The organism is Brevibacillus antibioticus (assembly GCF_005217615.1).
GTDB lineage: Bacteria > Bacillota > Bacilli > Brevibacillales > Brevibacillaceae > Brevibacillus > Brevibacillus antibioticus.
In genome coordinates, this window is record NZ_SZNK01000001.1 from 4,848,172 (window position 1) to 4,865,321 (window position 17,150).

General features: G+C 46.1%; 19 protein-coding genes. 16 read left to right on the top strand and 3 right to left on the bottom strand.

Going from position 1 to position 17,150, the window contains the following annotated elements; all coding sequences use genetic code 11:
• The first annotated feature begins 12 nt into the window (after window positions 1-12).
• From mnmG to E8L90_RS23610, 9 genes are all read left to right on the top strand, one after another.
• The gene (gene mnmG / locus E8L90_RS23570) at window positions 13-1,911 is read left to right on the top strand and encodes a tRNA uridine-5-carboxymethylaminomethyl(34) synthesis enzyme MnmG (RefSeq protein ID WP_137031569.1); all 1,899 of its coding nucleotides are present in this window, start codon (window positions 13-15) and stop codon (window positions 1,909-1,911) included.
• Window positions 1,912-1,922: 11 nt separating this feature from the next.
• Entirely contained in the window at window positions 1,923-2,639 is a 717-nt protein-coding gene (gene rsmG / locus E8L90_RS23575; protein WP_137031570.1) for a 16S rRNA (guanine(527)-N(7))-methyltransferase RsmG, read from the top strand.
• Between the two features lie 297 nt (window positions 2,640-2,936).
• Complete coding sequence (locus E8L90_RS23580; RefSeq protein ID WP_137031571.1) at window positions 2,937-3,359, top strand: MgtC/SapB family protein; 423 nt, start codon at window positions 2,937-2,939, stop codon at window positions 3,357-3,359.
• A gap of 635 nt (window positions 3,360-3,994) precedes the next feature.
• The gene (gene noc / locus E8L90_RS23585; RefSeq protein ID WP_137031572.1) at window positions 3,995-4,849 is read left to right on the top strand and encodes a nucleoid occlusion protein; all 855 of its coding nucleotides are present in this window, start codon (window positions 3,995-3,997) and stop codon (window positions 4,847-4,849) included.
• 482 nt (window positions 4,850-5,331) lie between these two features.
• Window positions 5,332-6,090: a ParA family protein gene (locus E8L90_RS23590; RefSeq protein ID WP_015894094.1), complete on the top strand. Its 759-nt coding sequence runs from the start codon at window positions 5,332-5,334 to the stop codon at window positions 6,088-6,090.
• Window positions 6,087-6,932: a ParB/RepB/Spo0J family partition protein gene (locus tag E8L90_RS23595; RefSeq protein ID WP_137031573.1), complete on the top strand. Its 846-nt coding sequence runs from the start codon at window positions 6,087-6,089 to the stop codon at window positions 6,930-6,932. The genes E8L90_RS23590 and E8L90_RS23595 overlap by 4 nt, the downstream gene beginning before the upstream one ends.
• A 15-nt stretch (window positions 6,933-6,947) precedes the next feature.
• Entirely contained in the window at window positions 6,948-8,102 is a 1,155-nt protein-coding gene (locus E8L90_RS23600) for an aminotransferase class V-fold PLP-dependent enzyme (RefSeq protein ID WP_137031574.1), read from the top strand.
• 30 nt (window positions 8,103-8,132) lie between these two features.
• Complete coding sequence (locus tag E8L90_RS23605) at window positions 8,133-8,846, top strand: DUF554 domain-containing protein (protein ID WP_137031575.1); 714 nt, start codon at window positions 8,133-8,135, stop codon at window positions 8,844-8,846.
• A gap of 167 nt (window positions 8,847-9,013) precedes the next feature.
• A complete protein-coding gene (locus E8L90_RS23610) occupies window positions 9,014-9,913 on the top strand; it encodes a diacylglycerol/lipid kinase family protein (RefSeq protein ID WP_137031576.1) in 900 nt (299 codons plus the stop codon).
• 89 nt (window positions 9,914-10,002) lie between these two features.
• Here E8L90_RS23610 and yyaC read toward each other — a convergent pair whose 3' ends face one another.
• Window positions 10,003-10,608, bottom strand: a complete 606-nt coding sequence (gene yyaC, locus E8L90_RS23615; protein ID WP_137031577.1) for a spore protease YyaC — start codon at window positions 10,606-10,608, stop codon at window positions 10,003-10,005.
• 210 nt (window positions 10,609-10,818) lie between these two features.
• On the opposite strand from yyaC, the gene E8L90_RS23620 reads away from it, so the two are divergent.
• The 4 genes from E8L90_RS23620 to E8L90_RS23635 all read left to right on the top strand — a co-directional run bounded on the left by E8L90_RS23620 (window position 10,819) and on the right by E8L90_RS23635 (window position 13,091).
• Complete coding sequence (locus tag E8L90_RS23620) at window positions 10,819-11,100, top strand: putative Se/S carrier protein (protein ID WP_137031578.1); 282 nt, start codon at window positions 10,819-10,821, stop codon at window positions 11,098-11,100.
• Window positions 11,097-11,972 carry a mechanosensitive ion channel family protein gene (locus E8L90_RS23625; RefSeq protein ID WP_137031579.1) on the top strand — a complete coding sequence of 292 codons (876 nt, stop codon included), beginning with the start codon at window positions 11,097-11,099 and terminating at the stop codon, window positions 11,970-11,972. The genes E8L90_RS23620 and E8L90_RS23625 overlap by 4 nt, the downstream gene beginning before the upstream one ends.
• 15 nt (window positions 11,973-11,987) lie before the next feature.
• Entirely contained in the window at window positions 11,988-12,197 is a 210-nt protein-coding gene (locus E8L90_RS23630; protein WP_007720174.1) for a DUF951 domain-containing protein, read from the top strand.
• Between the two features lie 114 nt (window positions 12,198-12,311).
• A complete protein-coding gene (locus E8L90_RS23635) occupies window positions 12,312-13,091 on the top strand; it encodes an Ig-like domain-containing domain (protein ID WP_137031580.1) in 780 nt (259 codons plus the stop codon).
• 226 nt (window positions 13,092-13,317) lie between these two features.
• Here E8L90_RS23635 and E8L90_RS23640 read toward each other — a convergent pair whose 3' ends face one another.
• Window positions 13,318-13,404, bottom strand: a complete 87-nt coding sequence (locus E8L90_RS23640) for a YjcZ family sporulation protein (protein ID WP_017246824.1) — start codon at window positions 13,402-13,404, stop codon at window positions 13,318-13,320.
• Between the two features lie 356 nt (window positions 13,405-13,760).
• On the opposite strand from E8L90_RS23640, the gene pepF reads away from it, so the two are divergent.
• Window positions 13,761-15,671, top strand: coding sequence for an oligoendopeptidase F (gene pepF / locus E8L90_RS23645; RefSeq protein WP_137031581.1), 1,911 nt, complete (start codon window positions 13,761-13,763; stop codon window positions 15,669-15,671).
• A gap of 66 nt (window positions 15,672-15,737) precedes the next feature.
• Here the strand turns inward: pepF and E8L90_RS23650 are convergent, their stop codons facing one another.
• Window positions 15,738-16,361, bottom strand: coding sequence for an NAD(P)-dependent oxidoreductase (locus tag E8L90_RS23650; RefSeq protein WP_137031582.1), 624 nt, complete (start codon window positions 16,359-16,361; stop codon window positions 15,738-15,740).
• A 164-nt stretch (window positions 16,362-16,525) separates the two neighbouring features.
• Here E8L90_RS23650 and E8L90_RS23655 point away from each other — a divergent pair, with 164 nt between their 5' ends.
• Entirely contained in the window at window positions 16,526-16,876 is a 351-nt protein-coding gene (locus E8L90_RS23655; RefSeq protein ID WP_244297366.1) for an N-acetylmuramoyl-L-alanine amidase, read from the top strand.
• Window positions 16,863-17,126, top strand: coding sequence for a sigma factor-like helix-turn-helix DNA-binding protein (locus E8L90_RS31435; protein ID WP_137031583.1), 264 nt, complete (start codon window positions 16,863-16,865; stop codon window positions 17,124-17,126). Before E8L90_RS23655 ends, E8L90_RS31435 begins: the two co-directional genes overlap by 14 nt.
• Window positions 17,127-17,150: the final 24 nt, after the last annotated feature.

The window sequence follows — 17,150 nt, forward strand, 5'->3', positions numbered from 1 at the left end:
GGAGGACAAAAAATGAACGTTGTACCTGCATATGAAGCGGGCTCGTTTGACGTCATTGTCATTGGTGCGGGTCATGCCGGTGCGGAAGCGGCATTAGCGGCTGCACGTATGGGCTGTAGTACATTGCTGTTGACGATCAACCTGGATGCTGTGGCGTACATGCCATGTAATCCTTCCGTAGGTGGTCCGGCAAAAGGCCACGTCGTACGCGAATTGGACGCGCTTGGTGGAGAGATGGGACGCAATACTGACAAAACCCATATCCAAATGCGTATGCTGAATACAGGGAAAGGACCTGCTGTGCATGCCTTGCGCGCACAAGCAGACAAATTTGCGTATCAGCATGAAATGAAGAAAACGATTGAAAATACTCCGAATTTGATCCTGCGTCAAGCGATGGTGGAAGAGCTGATCGTGAACGATGGAGTCTGTGAAGGGGTGATTACGCAAACTGGGGCGCGATACATGGCCAAATCCGTTGTATTGACGACCGGAACTTATTTGCGCGGAAAGATCATCCTCGGAGATCTCCAATACGAAAGTGGACCAAACAACATGCGTCCGTCCATTCGTCTGGCCCATCATTTGAAGGAACTCGGTTTTGAAATGACACGCTTCAAGACGGGGACGCCTCCACGTGTTCATAGCAGCAGTGTGGATTTCTCTAAAATGGAGATTCAGCCTGGTGATCCGGTACCGCGTGCTTTTTCTTATGAAACAACGGAATTTATTATGGACCAGCTTCCTTGCTGGTTGACATATACAAATGAAGAAACGCATGGACTCATCAATAGCAATCTGCATCGTGCGCCTATGTATTCGGGAATGATCGAAGGAACAGGCCCGCGTTATTGCCCTTCGATTGAAGATAAAGTAGTTCGTTTTAACGATAAGCCGCGTCACCAAATTTTCTTGGAGCCAGAAGGACGCAATACCGAAGAAATGTATGTACAAGGCTTGTCGACCAGCTTGCCGGAGGATGTTCAGCTTTCCATGCTGCGCTCCATGGCTGGAATGGAAGAAGTCAAAATGATGCGCCCTGGCTATGCGATTGAGTATGATTCGGTCGTGCCGACGCAGCTCTGGCCTTCTTTGGAAACCAAAGTCTTGCCTGGCTTGTTCACAGCAGGACAAATCAATGGTACCTCTGGCTATGAAGAAGCAGCGGGTCAAGGTCTCATGGCAGGAATTAACGCAGCACGCCGCGTTCAAGGGAAACCACCAGTTGTTTTGGGACGAGAAGAGGCGTACATCGGTGTCTTGATTGACGACCTTGTTACGAAAGGAACGCATGAGCCTTATCGTTTGCTTACTTCTCGTGCAGAATATCGCTTGCTGCTGCGTCATGACAATGCGGACTTGCGCCTAACGGATATCGGCCATGAAATTGGTCTGATCAGCGAAGAGCGCTACCATCGATTTAACCAAAAACGCGAGCTGATCGAGCAAGAAAAAGAACGTGTGGCAAACACCCGCGTACGTCCTGAAATGGCACATGTTCAAGAGGTTTTGCGCAACGCAGGCTCTCCTGAACTGACAGATGTCATCGAGCTGGCTCAATTGCTGCGTCGTCCGGAAATCAACTACAGCCACATTGCTCAAATGGTCCCTGCACCAGAAGCACTGCCTGAGGATGTGACCGAACAGGTTGAAATCCAGATTAAATACGATGGCTACATCAAAAAGTCATTGCAACAGGTTGAGCGGATGAAAAAAATGGAGGAGCGCCGCATCCCAACAGATATTGACTACCACCAAATCTCCGGTTTGTCCAAGGAATCCCGCGACAATATGACCAAAATTCGTCCGTTGAACATCGGGCAGGCGGCTCGTATCGCAGGGGTTACTCCAGCAGACATTTCCGTTTTGATGGTATATCTGGAGTACAAACGTGTGGGAGTAGCCGAGTAAGGAGAAAAACTATGACGAAAGAACAGTTTGCCGAGGTACTTGCAGCCCAGGGGATTTCTTTGACAGATCGTCAGAAGGAGCAGTTTGATCATTTTTTCCGCCTGCTGGTGGAATGGAATGAGAAGATGAATCTGACTGGGATTACCGAAGAGGAGCAAGTGTACAACAAGCATTTTTATGATTCGATTACACCGGCTTTTTACTTTCCGTTTGACCAGGTGCAATCCGTTGTAGATATCGGTGGGGGTGCAGGATTTCCGAGTATTCCTTTAAAAATTTGCTTCCCACATCTGAAAATGACGATCATTGATTCCTTAAACAAGCGTATGAGCTTTTTGCAGCATGTAGCAAAGGAACTGGGCCTGGAGAACGTAAATCCCGTACATGGTCGTGCTGAGGATCGTGGGCAAGAAGCGATGTATCGGGAGAAATTTGATCTCGTAGTGGCACGTGCGGTTGCGAGACTCAATCTGTTGTCGGAGTTCTGCCTTCCTTTTGCCAAAGTCGGGGGACACTTCGTCGCTCTCAAGGGAGCGGAGATTACTCCAGAGCTTGCTGAAGCGAAAAAGGCAATCAAGACGCTTGGTGGAAAGACGAGAAAGGTCGAGACATTCCAGCTTCTAGAGGAAGCGGGAGAACGCAATATCGTCATCATGGAAAAAATAGAAGCGACGCCGAAAAGCTATCCGCGTAAGGCAGGAGTTCCTGCGAAAAAGCCGTTAGTGTAGGAGTCAGTCATAAGAGAGGGTCGTAGCCACATGCTGCGGCCTTTTTTTGTATGGAAAGTTTACATGAAACTGCCCATTTCTGATGAAAAGGAAGTATGCCTCAAAAGTAGTCTCTAAGGTTTACTTCTTGGATCATCTACAACTTGGCATATACATAGTACTAGCTTCCTTCGAGAAGAATGACATCGTATGAGAGGGTAATTAGACTATGCAAGCAGCAGTACTTTACTCCTTTGTTCCTCCAGAACTCCGACCATATTGCTTCGACTCTTTCTTGCTTTTTTAGCAGGTGCCATCATGGGATGGGAGCGAGAGGGATTTATAAAGGATGTGAGTAGGCAAAGAGGCGCTGGGTTTCGAGCGTATAGTCTCGTTTCCTTTGGTTCGTGTCTTTGTGGACTAGCTTCCATTTACGGTTTTTCTTTGGGTGGCGTTAATCATGATCCGGGGAGAGTAGCTGCACAAGTCGTGACGGGCATGGGATTTTTGGGAGTGGGAGCTATTATTAAATTCAATGGTACGGTAAAAGGGCTGACGACGACAGCAGGGATGTATGTCACTATGATCGTTCACTATGATCGTTGCCGAGGTTTTTCGTACCTGACGTTAGTCTTTCATAGACTTTTTCCTCAGTTGTTCTCTGTCACCAAAATTTCACATCCTACTGATGAGAGCATTGGAAGTGATGAGAGGCCGAAGCACCGTGACGATCAAGATTGATGTTTCACGTGAAACGTTTTTCTTTAGCAGGAATTGGACGAATCTTGCAGAATTACATATATATAAATGAACCTGAAGAAAGCGTGTAGGGAAAGAAGATTAGGTCAAAGGCAATTTTACAAGCTGACCGGATGGGCAAGAAGAGTCTGTTATGCAGTATGTACGATAGGGCTTGTGAAGCCTTTTTTAAAGTAGATGCATGCTGTCTCTAACGATGTAAGAGGAGGACCTATGTTAAAAGAGTAGGACTGGACTCACTTACGGCGCTACTATGCCATTTTTCCTTAGCAGCAATAATCAAAGAACATATTCAATCTGTCATATCCGGACAATGGATGTGAGGGGGATACAAAATGTTTCCAGGGAGATTCTGTCGTTGATTGGACAGGACCTTTTTCAGTTTCAAGGACGTATTCAAAAGGTTTCTTTTCAGCATTAAGAAAGTGGCGAGAAGCTGAAGAAAGAGGAGCGGAATGTAGGAGAGCTACATGAGCACCGGGATTTCGAAGGTGAACGCTAGTTTCGTTGTCGCGCAATCTTTTAGGATTACTTCGTGATCAAAAATGACTTTTTGAACACCTCTTAAAGACTTTAAAATAGCACGGATGGAACGGGTAGAAGTGGGGGATTTTTCTATGGCAGTTAAAGATTCATTTTCTCGGATTTTTGGCTTGACGGACAAGACAGATAACGAAGAAATCAAACAAATACCGGTTGAGGAGATTGTACCGAATCCATATCAACCTCGTACTGTATTTGATGACGAGAAAATTGATGAGTTGTGTCAAACAATACGAACTCATGGGCTTATTCAACCGATTGTCGTGCGGGTTCGCGATGGTCGTTATGAATTGATTGCTGGGGAACGACGTTTGCGCGCAACTAGAAAATTGGGCATGGAGAGGATTCCTGCGATTGTCAAAGAGTTTAATGACTCGCAAACAGCCTCTATCGCATTGATTGAGAATTTGCAACGAGAAGGTTTGACAGCCATTGAAGAGGCAGTCGCATATCAAAAGCTAATTGATTTGCACAATTTGACGCAAGAGAGTCTTGCTCAACGTTTGGGCAAAGGACAATCGACAATCGCAAACAAACTGCGCTTGCTCCATTTGCCGCAAGAAATTCAAAATGCATTGTTGTCCAGACAAGTAACAGAGCGTCATGCAAGGGCTCTGATTCCGTTAAAAGATCCAGAATTACAAAATAAAGTACTACTGGAGATTTTGGAACGGGAATGGAATGTAAAACAGACGGAAGTGCGTGTGAAGCAGCTTCTGGAGTTGGCCGAGAACCCTAAATCGGAAAAAGATGCGAAGCCTCGTTGGAAGGCATTTTCAAGAGATACGCGGATTGCGATAAATACCGTTCGGCAATCAATCGATATGGTGATTCAGACGGGCCTACCTGTAGAGACGGCAGAAGAAGACCATGATGAATTCTATCAATTCACCATTCGTATTCCGAAAAACAAGGAAACAGGAAAATAAAAGATGGTAACAAAAATGGCGACAAGGTCGCCTTTCTTTTTGGGCAAATGCTGATTATTTAGAGGAAATGGCGTTTTTCTGCACGAGTTGGTTCCCCAAAATAGGTATTCCCTGTAAAAAGGCTAGGGAAATCTGCATTTTCGGGACAAAAATCAGGCTTTTTTGTCTCACTATCTTAAAAAAACAGCGTACGACCAAGCTGCAAATCTGATAACATGGAGAGTACCAACCTGTGAATACTTGCTGGTTTACTCGATAATGAATGAGGATGACCTTTCAGAGACTTTTTTCGTCTTATCATGTACAGGCCATGTAAAGGTTATTGAATAAAAGATCATCGTTGTACAAGAATACGAGCAAATCGTAAATAGACTCGAACGACTAACTAGATGAGGATACAGAAGATGACTTTGAAAGACGTACTGGAGAGTGTACTGGTCAAGCCACAAGCTTTCCTACACGACAAAAAAGAGGTGGAGAAGTTGGGAAAAATCATTGCGGTTGCGAACCAGAAAGGCGGCGTCGGGAAAACGACTACGTCCGTCAATCTAAGTGCTTGTTTGGCCGCATTGGGGAAAAAGGTGCTGCTGGTTGATATTGATCCGCAAGGAAATGCCACCAGTGGGATCGGGGTAAATAAGGCAGATGTTAAGTACTGCATTTATGATGTCCTGATCAATGATATCAACCCCGTCGATGCGACTTTACCAACTGAAATTGAAGGATTAATGATCATTCCTGCCACCATTCAATTGGCAGGTGCGGAAATCGAGCTGGTTCCTACGATTTCCCGTGAGGTTCGTCTGAAAAAGGCGCTGGAAGTAGTCAAGGACAAGTACGATTACGTCATCATCGATTGTCCGCCATCCTTAGGGATATTGACCGTTAATTCTTTGACAGCATCTGATTCCGTCTTAATTCCAATCCAGTGTGAGTACTATGCGCTAGAGGGATTGAGCCAACTGTTGAACACGATTCGTTTGGTCCAAAAACACTTGAATTCACAGCTTGCCATTGAAGGTGTCGTGCTGACGATGCTGGATGCACGGACGAATCTCGGTTTGCAAGTGATTGAAGAAGTGAAAAAGTATTTTCAGGACAAAGTATACAAGACAATTATTCCTCGAAATGTTCGCTTGAGTGAAGCACCGTCACACGGACAAGCCATCATTACGTACGATCCACGCTCACGAGGAGCGGAAGTCTATACTGATTTGGCGAAGGAAGTGGTAGGGGTATGAGTAGAGGATTGGGAAAAGGACTGAATGCGCTAATTACTTCCAATCTCATCGAAGAAGGGGAACAGGTAAAAGAGGTTTCCCTCAATGAGATTCGTCCTAACCCTTATCAGCCCCGGAAAGAATTCGAGCAATCAGCTATAGATGAACTGGCACAGTCGATCAAAGAGCATGGGATCATCCAACCGCTGATTGTTCGGAAAAGCATCAAAGGTTACGAGCTGGTAGCTGGGGAAAGACGATTGCGTGCTGCAAAGGTAGCGGGGTTAAAAGAGGTGCCGGTAGTAGTAAAAGCATACACAGACCAGCAATTAATGGAGATTGCCCTGATTGAGAACTTGCAACGGGAAAATCTGAATCCACTCGAAGAGGCAGAGGCTTATGACAAGCTGATTTCCCACCATGATTATACGCAAGAACAGCTTGCACAAAAGATAGGGAAGAGTCGACCGCATGTAGCCAACATGCTGCGTTTGCTGCAACTGCCAGAGAAAATCCGGAAAATGGTCTCAGCAGGGGAACTATCCATGGGACATTCGCGTGCTTTGCTTGGGGTAACGGATAAGAAAGTACAACAACAGCTTGCAAATGACGTGGTGGAAAAAGGATTGAGTGTTCGTCAGCTGGAAGAGCTTGTGAAGCAGCTCAATGTTTCACGTGAAACAAAAAAGAAAAAGCCAGCGAAAAACGAGCCAGTATTGATTCAGATGGAGGAACGGCTGCGCAGCCGTTTTGGAACATCAGTCAAGATTAAAAAAGGATCGAAACGCGGCAAGATCGAAATTGACTTCTATTCACAAGAAGACTTGGAGCGAATCATCGATATGCTGAATATAGAGAAGTAAGTCCAGGAGGTAGTCATGGCGATCATCTATTTGGATAACGCAGCTTCTACATGGCCGAAGCCACCAGCAGTCAAAGAAATGATGGCCGAGGTCATCGAGGAATTTGCTGCAAATCCTGGCCGAGGTGGACATGCACTGGCGATGAAAGCAAGTAAAGCTGTGTTTCGGACACGAGTGCAAGTATCGCGGTTGTTTGGGATTCAAAACCCGAATAACCTCTTTTTTTATCTCAATGCCACTCAAGCGCTTAATCAGGCGATAAAAGGATTCTTACAAGCAGGTGATCATGTTATTTCTTCGTCTGTTGAGCATAATTCGGTAAGACGTCCCATCGAGTACATGCGCAAAAACAACCAAGTAGAAGCTACTTTTGTCGAGCCAAGAGAAGATCATCAATTCTATGTAGAGGATTTTGCCAAGGCAATTACGCCCGCGACGCGGTTAATCGTTGTGAGTCATGCTTCTAATCTGACAGGTGTCATCCTGCCTGTAGCCGAACTGGGGAAACTGGCAAAAGAGCACGGCATTACTTTTTTGGTGGATGCTTCTCAGTCTGCTGGTGTTTTGCCTATCGATGTAGAGGCAATGAATATTGATATGCTTGCTTTTCCTGGGCACAAAGGATTGTATGGTCCACAAGGTACAGGTGGTTTGTACGTGAGTAGTGATATTGATCTCGAGCCGTTGATTCATGGGGGGACAGGCAGTCAGTCTGAAGCGATCGATCAACCGACAACTCGTCCAGACCGATACGAAAGCGGGACACTCAATACGGTTGGTTTGGCAGGGCTGCAAGCAGGTGTTGATTTTGTCATGGAAAAAGGTGTGGACAACATTCGTCAACACGAATGGGAATTGGTGAAGCAAACAATCCTTGGATTGCAGCAAATCGAGGGTGTACATGTCTACGGACCAGGGATTGAGACCGAACGTGTAGGCGTGGTTGCTTTTAATATCGGAGAGGTGGATGCAGCAGAGGTGTCGTTTATCCTGGATCAACAATACGGGATTGCGACCAGATCGGGTTTTCATTGCACGCCACTGGGTCACCAGACTGCCGGTACCGAACAACGTGGAGCAGTTCGAGCCAGCTTTGGAATTTTCAACTCAGAGAAAGATGTAGAAGCGCTTCATAACGCTGTTCGGGAAATTGCAGCAGCGTTTGTGTAAGGGTAAGGCATCTGTAGGGGGACAGCGCAAGTGATCTTGCTGGGAACATTGGTCAACGCCGGAGCAATCATCTTAGGAGCATTGTTAGGCAGAATGTTGAAGCGAATTCCGGAGTCGATGCGACAAACCGTCATGCAAGGAATTGCTCTGGCCGTATTCATATTGGGCATTAAAATGTGCATGGGTTCAGATAATTTTTTACTCGTGATTATCAGTATTGTGCTAGGAACAGTGCTAGGTGAATGGATTGGGATTGAAAAAGGCTTAACCAATCTGGGGCACTGGCTGGAGAGGAAAATGGGGGGGAGCCAAGGCAGTATCGCCACTGGTTTTATCACGGGGACGCTGGTGTACTGTATTGGAGCCATGGCTGTACTGGGTTCATTGGACAGTGGTTTGCGTAACAACCATGATGTGCTGTTTATGAAAGCATTGCTAGACGGCTTCTCTTCGATCATTTTCGCATCAACGCTAGGAATCGGTGTCATCTTTTCGGCTGTGCCCGTGTTTTTATATCAAAGCGCGATTGCGTTATTATCTACGAGCATTTACAGTGTGGTGAGCGAAACGATGCTGGATGCGATCTTGGTAGAAGTAACGGCGGTAGGTGGCTTGATGATTATTGCCATTGGACTAAACGTTTTGGAGATCAAACAGATAAGGGTAGCCAACATGATGCCAGCATTAGTGATCGCAGCAGTTGGCGTTCCTTTTATCGATTGGATTTCAAAGCTACTTTCATAGTTGGCACAGAGGCTCTTCCTTCGGGAGGAGTCTTTTTTCATGAAAAATCAACTATCATCGATAAAAATAGCATGCGATAATATGATACAAAAACTTGATTTGAGAGCAAATATGGATAAGTGGGACGGGACAGTACGGTACGACAGCATGTTGGGGAGAGAATTACTATGTTGGGTGTAATCGTCAATCCTGTATCAGGTAATGGCACAGGGTTGAAAGTATGGAGGCAAATTGAGCCGACGCTACGACGTCTAGGAGCGCCTTTTCATGTCAGGTTGACATCAGGAGAGGGGGACGCGGAAAAATTATCAAAAGAGCTGATTCAAAAAGAGGGAGTAAATAAAATCATTGCTGTCGGAGGGGATGGAACGGTCCGAGGCGTGGTGAACGGGATATACGATTCGAAACAAGATTGTCGATTTGGATTGGTGCCGGCTGGCTCCGGGAATGATTTCGCTCGCGGGCACGGAATTCCGATGAAACCGTTACAGGCATTAGAGCGAATTCTGTCGGAAAAAAGGGAAAAGAGAATCGATCTGATTTTATTGAATGGAGAAGTAGCTGTGAATTCAATCGGGGCCGGATTCGATGCACAGGTAGCAAAGATAACGGATCAAGCTGCGTACAAAGCTTGGCTGAATCGGTACAAGCTAGGAGCACTCGCCTACATTATATCGGTGATTCGCGTCGTATGTACGTATCAGCCCCGTGACGTCGTAATAAATGTTGATGGTCATGAGATTCGTATAGAGGCTGTCTGGCTAGTTGTCGCTGCCAATATTCCGAATTACGGAGGCGGAATGCTGATCTGTCCTGATGCTATACCAGACGATGGCATTGCGGACATTTGCGTAGTAAGTGGTGTGGGTCGACTCGGATTGTTAGCCGCTTTTTCGAAAATATTCACAGGAGCTCACCGTCATCATCCGGGTGTCCATTTTTATAGGGGCAAGCAGGTAACGATACAAGCAGCAGGACAACTGCCTGTCCATGCAGACGGAGAAAGCGTGGCCCCAACGCCGATCAGCGCCCAAGTGATCGAAAAGCGCCTGACGATTTTTGTGTAAAAAAATAGACCTGTCATCCGTTGAGGGAGAGAACAGATCGAAAAGCAAGTTTTCTAAAGAGGGATGGAACCTTTTGCAGAAAGAAACGGTCAATCATATAAGACACTATCGAATCGACTCGGCGTAGAAGCCAGTGTTACGGCTTTTGCCAGTCCGGAAGCTATGATATCTGCCATGTTCATAACGATGGAGAGGCGGGTATTTTGAAGGACAAAATACTCCATGAATCCTCCTACGTTGACAATCCCAGTAATGTGAAAGGAACCAACAGGAGGCAGCTCTTTTTTAACGCCTGCTCCTGGTTTTAGTGGACCATTAATCACATTGATATTTCCGACGTGGCTAAATTGACCTAAACAGGCATCGACTGCAATGAGTGCAGCTGTCGGATGATTCGTGTGGATGAGCTCTAATTTTTCCTTAAGATTCATGGCGTGTACAGGGTCCTCAAGCGTTCCGTACACTTGCAAAAAACGAGGTGACTGTGCGATGAGCTTGGTTCCTACTAATGGACCTAGAGCATCACCAGTAGAACGGTCTGTCCCAATACATACAATGACAAGGTCGTCATCGAACCGATTTAAGCGAAAGCGCTGCGCAAGGTGACCGGCGAGATGCTCGTCTGCGTTTTCACTGCGGTATTCCACTTTAAAAGGTGGCAAAGAATAATCCCTGCGATTATCGGATGTACTCATGGAAACCCCCACTCTTGCCGACTTGGCTTAAACCAATCTGTAAAAGGTTATATAAAAGTATTCACAGTATCGTACCGATATGACATTTTTATACCTGCTAATGGGAAAGTTACGTAGGTTTTGAAAACTCAGCGGCTGGCATGCATGAAAACGAACAGGTAAAATAAGAGGAGTTATGGTAGTTTGCGTAAAAAGATGAGGGGGAGTGAGATGGGAGGAGAGACAGTGCTGATCGCATTTGATTCCACGCAGCAAGCCTTGCGGGCAGAAATGTTGCTGGAGTACGAAGATATTGAGATCGATACAAGACCAACACCAAAAGAAATAACGGCAGGCTGTGCCCTTTCCATTGAGTTCCCACTGTCGGATTACTTACGAGCGAAGGCGATCATGATGGAACAGCAAGTGGTAATACGAGGATACTTCCGTCAGTTTTTCGGCCAGTATAGCGAGGTGGATGAAAACGGGGAGCAGAAGGAGCGGGAGGAATGAATCAAGCTGGTTTTTTTGAGCGAATTTATGCCCAGGTATATGCGTATGTGACAGATTCAGATATGTGGGTAAATATAGGGATGGTTGTACTGAAAATCGCAGCGATCATCCTGTTATCGCGCATTGTCGTTTCCGTGGTGCAATCAGGCGTAAATAAAGTGTTCCAGCACCGCCATGGAAGCAAGATTCAAATGGATCAACGCCGAGTGGACACGATGCGGGTGCTCGTCAACAATGTCGTGCGGTACGGCATATACTTTTTGGCGATTCTCATGATTTTGCAGCTGTTGGGCATTGATTTGCGCCCTGTTTTGGTAAGCGCAGGGGTACTGGGGCTGGCAGTCGGTTTCGGGGCGCAGAGTCTAGTGCGTGATATCATTACGGGATTCTTCATTATTTTTGAGGACCAATTTGCTGTCGGAGACGTCGTAACGATCAACAATTTGACGGGCACGGTGCAGGAGATTGGTCTGCGCATTACAAAGGTGCGAAGCTGGACCGGTGAGGTACACATCTTTCCAAACGGCACGATTAATCAGGTGACCAACTTTTCTTTGCAAAATACGTTAGCGGTTGTCGACGTTTCTGTAGCGTATGAAGAAGATCTGAATCAAGTTGAGTCTGTGCTCAAAGAAGTATTGGCATCGGCTCGAGCAGAATTGACGGATATCGTAGCCGAGCCACAAATTTTGGGAGTACATGCACTGGGACCTTCCGAAGTCATCATCCGGGTTACGGCTGAGTGCAAGCCAAACACGCATCACGGGGTCAATCGAAATTTGCGTGCCAAGATCAGATCGGAATTAACCAACCGCGGCATTCAAATTCCGTATCCAAAAATCGTCGCGGTGTCTGGAAAGGGAACAGTGTAGAGAGGAGAAAGAGATATGGAACGAAAGCAATTTGGACTAGGGGATGTCGTACAGATGAAAAAGCCACATCCATGTGGCACGAATGCGTGGAAGGTCATACGCATGGGCATGGATGTGCGAATCAAATGTACGGGTTGCGATCATAGTGTGATGATTGGACGACTAGAATTTGAACGAAAGCTAAAAAAGATACTGATTCGCGCGGAGGAAGAACCGCAAGCATAGACCATATTTCTTTGATCAACCCATCTGTCTTTTTCTACAATGCCTGTAAACGATGAAGCGACGCGCTTATATACTCCAGGAAGCGGCTTTGTCGTTATAGACGGGAGGGGTTCGATGAAAAGGATGAGTGTTCGGTGGTTGCAATGGGTAGTAGTGCTTGCGCTTTTCCTACTTCCATCACAGGGAGTGTGGGCAAAGTCGGCAAACGAATGGGGAGTGAGAATATCCCCGGCTGACAAATCGGCGGAAATTGACCCGAATCAAATCATTACACTGACATTTTCGGGGCCAGTTTCGTTAAAAAATGGGCAAGAGATCTCCGACAAGTCTGGTCTCTCGATCATTTCGCTCACGGATGCGAAAAAAAAGAAGATTCGTTTTACGGCAAAATGGAACAAAACAGATCGAAGCATGACGATTGATCCGGTAGGAAATCTGGAAGCGGGGGCGTCCTATCGAGTAAGCTTGGTGGCCAAAAAAGTGAAGGATCAGCGCGGCAATTTGAATCCAGAACTGACCTACACGTTTCAAACGAGAAAACCTGTGGATAATATCGCTCCACAAGCAGTCATGCTGCCCGGACACGGGGCTAAAAATGTAGGGCTCCAGGATAAAGTGACACTCCAGTTTGCAGAAGAGATTGCTTTGGTTGGTGGTGAAGTCCTCTCTAGCAAAACGGCCGGGCCATTAGTTCGCGTGACAGATGAAAAAGGGGCTATCGTTCCGCATACCATTACATGGAACAAAAGCAAGCGGATGTTGTCTGTGAAGCCAAAAGGAAAGTGGCAGCCACATACGAGATATCAGGTAAGTCTCATTGCGGGTCTGGTAAAGGACACAGCAGGTAATGTAAATCAAGCGCAGTGGATAACTTTTCAGACAGGATCTAAATAATTAATTCAAGCATGTGGGTAAATAAAAAAAAGGATGCAGCCAAAAGAGGCGCATCCTTTTTCCTTTTGTACGATCAAATGTATCTCCCGGTGATGGTACGTAGGTTATGACTGATCATTATCCCTAGGCTGCATTGCCTTGGCTATGATCTATGTGGAATTGGAGAAGGTAAGGCTGCTGAGGATGCAAGCTTACCTTCAGATAGGCTGGATGGCAGCGGAGTAGGTTAGTCGCAGTCGCAACCTACGATAACGAGAAGGATGAACAGAACCAAGATCAGCGCGAAATCGTCGAAGCCGTTAAAGATACCCACTTGCTAACACCTCCTACCGTAGTTTCAATACTCATGCTATGTAGGAACCCACTACGAGGTATAGGCGGATGCCCTAGTTCCAAGAAAATAAGTTATTCACAGCATATCCACAGAAAATGTGGACAACTTTTTACGGGAAAAGGGAGTGCTTGCAAACGCTGAGGGGAATAAAAAGTTGTTAGTAAATACTTATCCACAGACTTATCCACAAAAGAGAATTTTCTCTGGATAAATTGACGGTTGTTATTGAATATTTTAAAAATTTTTATTAGTAAGAAGGAATTTGGCAGGTGAAAATATAATTACACACTTATGATTTTGGCAAAAATAGATAGAAGAAAAGGGGCGATTCAGATTTGAAGAAGCAAGTATTTGCATCAGTTACGGCTTTGGCCATTGCATTGTCGACAGTATCGGTACCATTTATTCCTTACAGCACGCAGGCGGTAGCTCTTGCTGCTGAAAAGCCTTCTTATCAAACTCGCGCTGAGATCCCAGATGCGTACAAGTGGAAGCTGGATCATATTTATCCGACTGTTAAGGAATGGGAAAAGGATGTTGCAAAGGTTGAATCTTTAGCGAATGCTTTCACAAAGAACCAAGGCAAGGTGGGTACATCTTCTGCTGCGATGCAGGCGGCATTCGATGACTACGTTGAATTGATGCGCTTACATGACAAAGCATACGTGTACGCAAGCATGTCTCTCGATGTAAACTCCGCGAATCCTGATCTGCAAAAGCTGAGAGACCGCGCTGAGAAAATGTCCACGCTTGTCACAGAAAAAACTTCATGGGTACAGCCTGAAATCGTTGCGATTCCCGATGACAAAATAAAGAGCTTGCTTTCCGCAAAGGAGGTTGAGCCTTACAAGCTGTTTATCGAAGACATGCTGAGGACGAAGCCGTACGCACTCTCTGCGGATATGGAGCAGCTCCTGGCGAAATCGTCTCCTTTGGGAGGTGCACCGACAAATATTTACGGCATGCTGTCTAAAGATGTGAAGTTCCCTAAAATCAAAGATGAGACAGGCAAGGAAGTTCAGTTGACTCGTGCCAATTTCATTTCCTATATGGAAAGCAAAGATCAAAAATTGCGCAGAGAAGCTTTCAAGGCATATTATGGGGCTCTGATCGATTTCCAAGACTCGTTTGCATCAACATTTGCTGCCAAAGTAAAAGCAGATAATTTCTATGCAGCGGTACGCAATTACGATTCTGCGTTGGAAGCAAGCCTAACACCGAATAACGTACCGACGAAGGTGTATGATGAGCTGATTGATACGGTGAATGACAATCTGCCGTTGCTGCATCGCTACATTTCTTTGAAAAAGAAAATGCTTGGCGTGAAGGAATTGCACATGTACGACATTTACGTGCCGATCGTTCCATCCGATGACAAATATATTTCCTTCGACGAAGGAAAGAAAATCGTCGTTAATGGTTTGAAGGTAATGGGTGATGACTATGTGAAGGCAATGTCTGACGGCCTGGATGGCGGCTGGGTAGATGTCTACTCCACTGATGATAAGCGCACAGGTGCTTACCAATGGGGTGCTTATGATTCACATCCATACGTACTGTTGAATCACCAAGGTACGCTCGATGATGTGTATACCATCGCCCATGAGATGGGACATGCCATGCAGTCCTATTATACGAATAAAAACCAGCCGTACATTTCGTCCAACTATCCCATCTTCACGGCAGAAGTGGCTTCTACCATGAATGAAACACTGCTGTTCAAGAGCATGTACGCGAAGGCGAAGACGAAAGAAGAGAAGATGTATCTCTTGAATCACTATCTGGAAAACTTCCGTTCCACGCTGTTCCGTCAGACGCAGTTCGCGGAGTTTGAGAGAGTGGTTCACGAGAAGGAACAAGCCGGGGAATCTCTGAATGCGGAAGCAATCAAGAAGATCTACCTCGACATCAACAAAAAGTACTACGGCAAAGATATGGTTTCCGATGAGGAAATCGGTATGGAATGGGCACGTGTGAGCCACTTCTATAACTATAAATACTACGTTTATCAATACTCGACGAGCTTTGCCGCTGCACAAGCATTAGCGAAGCAAATCATGGATGAAGGTCAGCCAGCAGTGGATCGAGTTCGCAAAAACTTCCTCGAAGCGGGTAACTCTGCTCCACCTATCGAGGTGCTAAAAGCAGCAGGTGTGGACATGTCCACGTCCCAGCCAATCGAGCAAGCAATGGAAATCTTTGAAGAGACATTGAATGAGCTGGAAAAGCTGGTAAACGAGAAGTAAAGAAGCAATAGAAGAAAAACAGGCTCCTATCCGTAATGGAAGGGAGCCTGTTTTTCTCTATACGTATTAATAGGCAATGCCGACTCGTGCCCGTATGTAATCGGAACTAGAAAGCTGTTGATATGTAAACTCCGCCGTATCGGGCACGGAAATTTGTATCCCATCTACAGGTAGCTGGTGAGCCTCGACCCGGTAAGTGCCTGTATACTCGCCATCAGGCAAATACGTCGGGCATACAATGGTCCAATCGAGCTCGGACTGTTCCAAGAGCGAGTATGCCTTGTGATGTTCCTCGGCAGCACGCGTCAATTTTTGTCTGGATTCACTGGATTGATAGCGGAGCAGGTCAGGAGAAACTCTGCTTTGCAAGATGCCGGCGGTGCCCACCGTAATAATGCGTGAAACGACTTCACGTTTCATTGCTTCAATAACATAGGGAGTTCCCTCGGATAACGTCGTCGCTTTATCTGTCCCCAGCGCGCTAATGACCGCGTCAACTCCACGCATGGCTGATGCAACATCCTTTTGATCGAGAACATTTCCGGTCAGGACTCGCACATTTTTATCAGCCAGATGAAGGAGCTTGTCTGCTGAGCGAACGAGAACGGTTATTTCATGCCCATCCTTTAATGCATAGTCAAGGATATGACTTCCAACGCGACCAGTCGCACCGAGAAGTAAGAGCTTCATTTTTGCAGTCACCTCATTTATAAACATGTCGAGATAATTCAAAGAACAAGTTTTTTCCAGTCTAGCATTTCTTTTTCTGTCCCACCACCTGAAGGTATTTTCTATGTTATGGAACAAGTATATGGAGTATAAGGTAGTGTGTAATATTACTTAGTTCGTCACGCTTGTTTTTCTGGTGTAACGATCCAGAAACAATTTCCTACCACGTAGGCAATAGCAACCGACATGCACTAGGCATTTGCCTTGTCGGGGACTTCCGGACACAGCAACCGAGGCCTGAGCAACTTGATGTCGCCAATCACCTGATTAAGCACTTGCAGGTACAGATTCCTACCATGAAGCAGGTGCTGGGTCACCAGGAGTACCCCGGCTACGCGTCGGTAGCCAATGCTGCTGGTGGAAAAGAGGAGTGGATCGAACAGACGAAGGATGTTCGCGTGAACGGGAAGGATCTGAATGCTTGGAACCTGAACAATCGAGAGGAAAGAGGCTGCGTAATGAATGCCCGATCCTGAACGACTTGGCAGGCAGCAGAGTACGATCGGAAGCGACGATAACCTTTTTGTTGAAGAGCTATTACAGCAACTCCCTAATGAAAAGGAAAGGCACGTCATTCGCAAGATCATATTGGAAGGCTTCACAGCAAGAGAAGTCGGAGAAGACCTACACATGGGAGAAAGAGGAGTGAATCAATGCAAAAATCGGAGCCTGAAAAAACTGCACAATTATGCTGTTCCGTTTTGTCCCTGTTTTTTACCTAGATAGGTGAAAGCGACGATGACCGGTCAA

Excerpts from the sequence above, each read along its gene's own strand:
- mnmG (WP_137031569.1), top strand. The coding sequence starts at position 13 with ATGAACGTTGTACCTGCATATGAAGCGGGCTCGTTTGACGTCATTGTC.
- rsmG (WP_137031570.1), top strand. The coding sequence starts at position 1,923 with ATGACGAAAGAACAGTTTGCCGAGGTACTTGCAGCCCAGGGGATTTCT.
- E8L90_RS23580 (WP_137031571.1), top strand. The coding sequence starts at position 2,937 with ATGGGATGGGAGCGAGAGGGATTTATAAAGGATGTGAGTAGGCAAAGA.
- noc (WP_137031572.1), top strand. The coding sequence starts at position 3,995 with ATGGCAGTTAAAGATTCATTTTCTCGGATTTTTGGCTTGACGGACAAG.
- E8L90_RS23595 (WP_137031573.1), top strand. The coding sequence starts at position 6,087 with ATGAGTAGAGGATTGGGAAAAGGACTGAATGCGCTAATTACTTCCAAT.
- E8L90_RS23600 (WP_137031574.1), top strand. The coding sequence starts at position 6,948 with ATGGCGATCATCTATTTGGATAACGCAGCTTCTACATGGCCGAAGCCA.
- E8L90_RS23610 (WP_137031576.1), top strand. The coding sequence starts at position 9,014 with ATGTTGGGTGTAATCGTCAATCCTGTATCAGGTAATGGCACAGGGTTG.
- yyaC (WP_137031577.1), bottom strand. The coding sequence starts at position 10,608 with ATGAGTACATCCGATAATCGCAGGGATTATTCTTTGCCACCTTTTAAA.
- E8L90_RS23620 (WP_137031578.1), top strand. The coding sequence starts at position 10,819 with ATGGGAGGAGAGACAGTGCTGATCGCATTTGATTCCACGCAGCAAGCC.
- E8L90_RS23625 (WP_137031579.1), top strand. The coding sequence starts at position 11,097 with ATGAATCAAGCTGGTTTTTTTGAGCGAATTTATGCCCAGGTATATGCG.
- E8L90_RS23630 (WP_007720174.1), top strand. The coding sequence starts at position 11,988 with ATGGAACGAAAGCAATTTGGACTAGGGGATGTCGTACAGATGAAAAAG.
- E8L90_RS23635 (WP_137031580.1), top strand. The coding sequence starts at position 12,312 with ATGAAAAGGATGAGTGTTCGGTGGTTGCAATGGGTAGTAGTGCTTGCG.
- E8L90_RS23650 (WP_137031582.1), bottom strand. The coding sequence starts at position 16,361 with ATGAAGCTCTTACTTCTCGGTGCGACTGGTCGCGTTGGAAGTCATATC.
- E8L90_RS31435 (WP_137031583.1), top strand. The coding sequence starts at position 16,863 with ATGCCCGATCCTGAACGACTTGGCAGGCAGCAGAGTACGATCGGAAGC.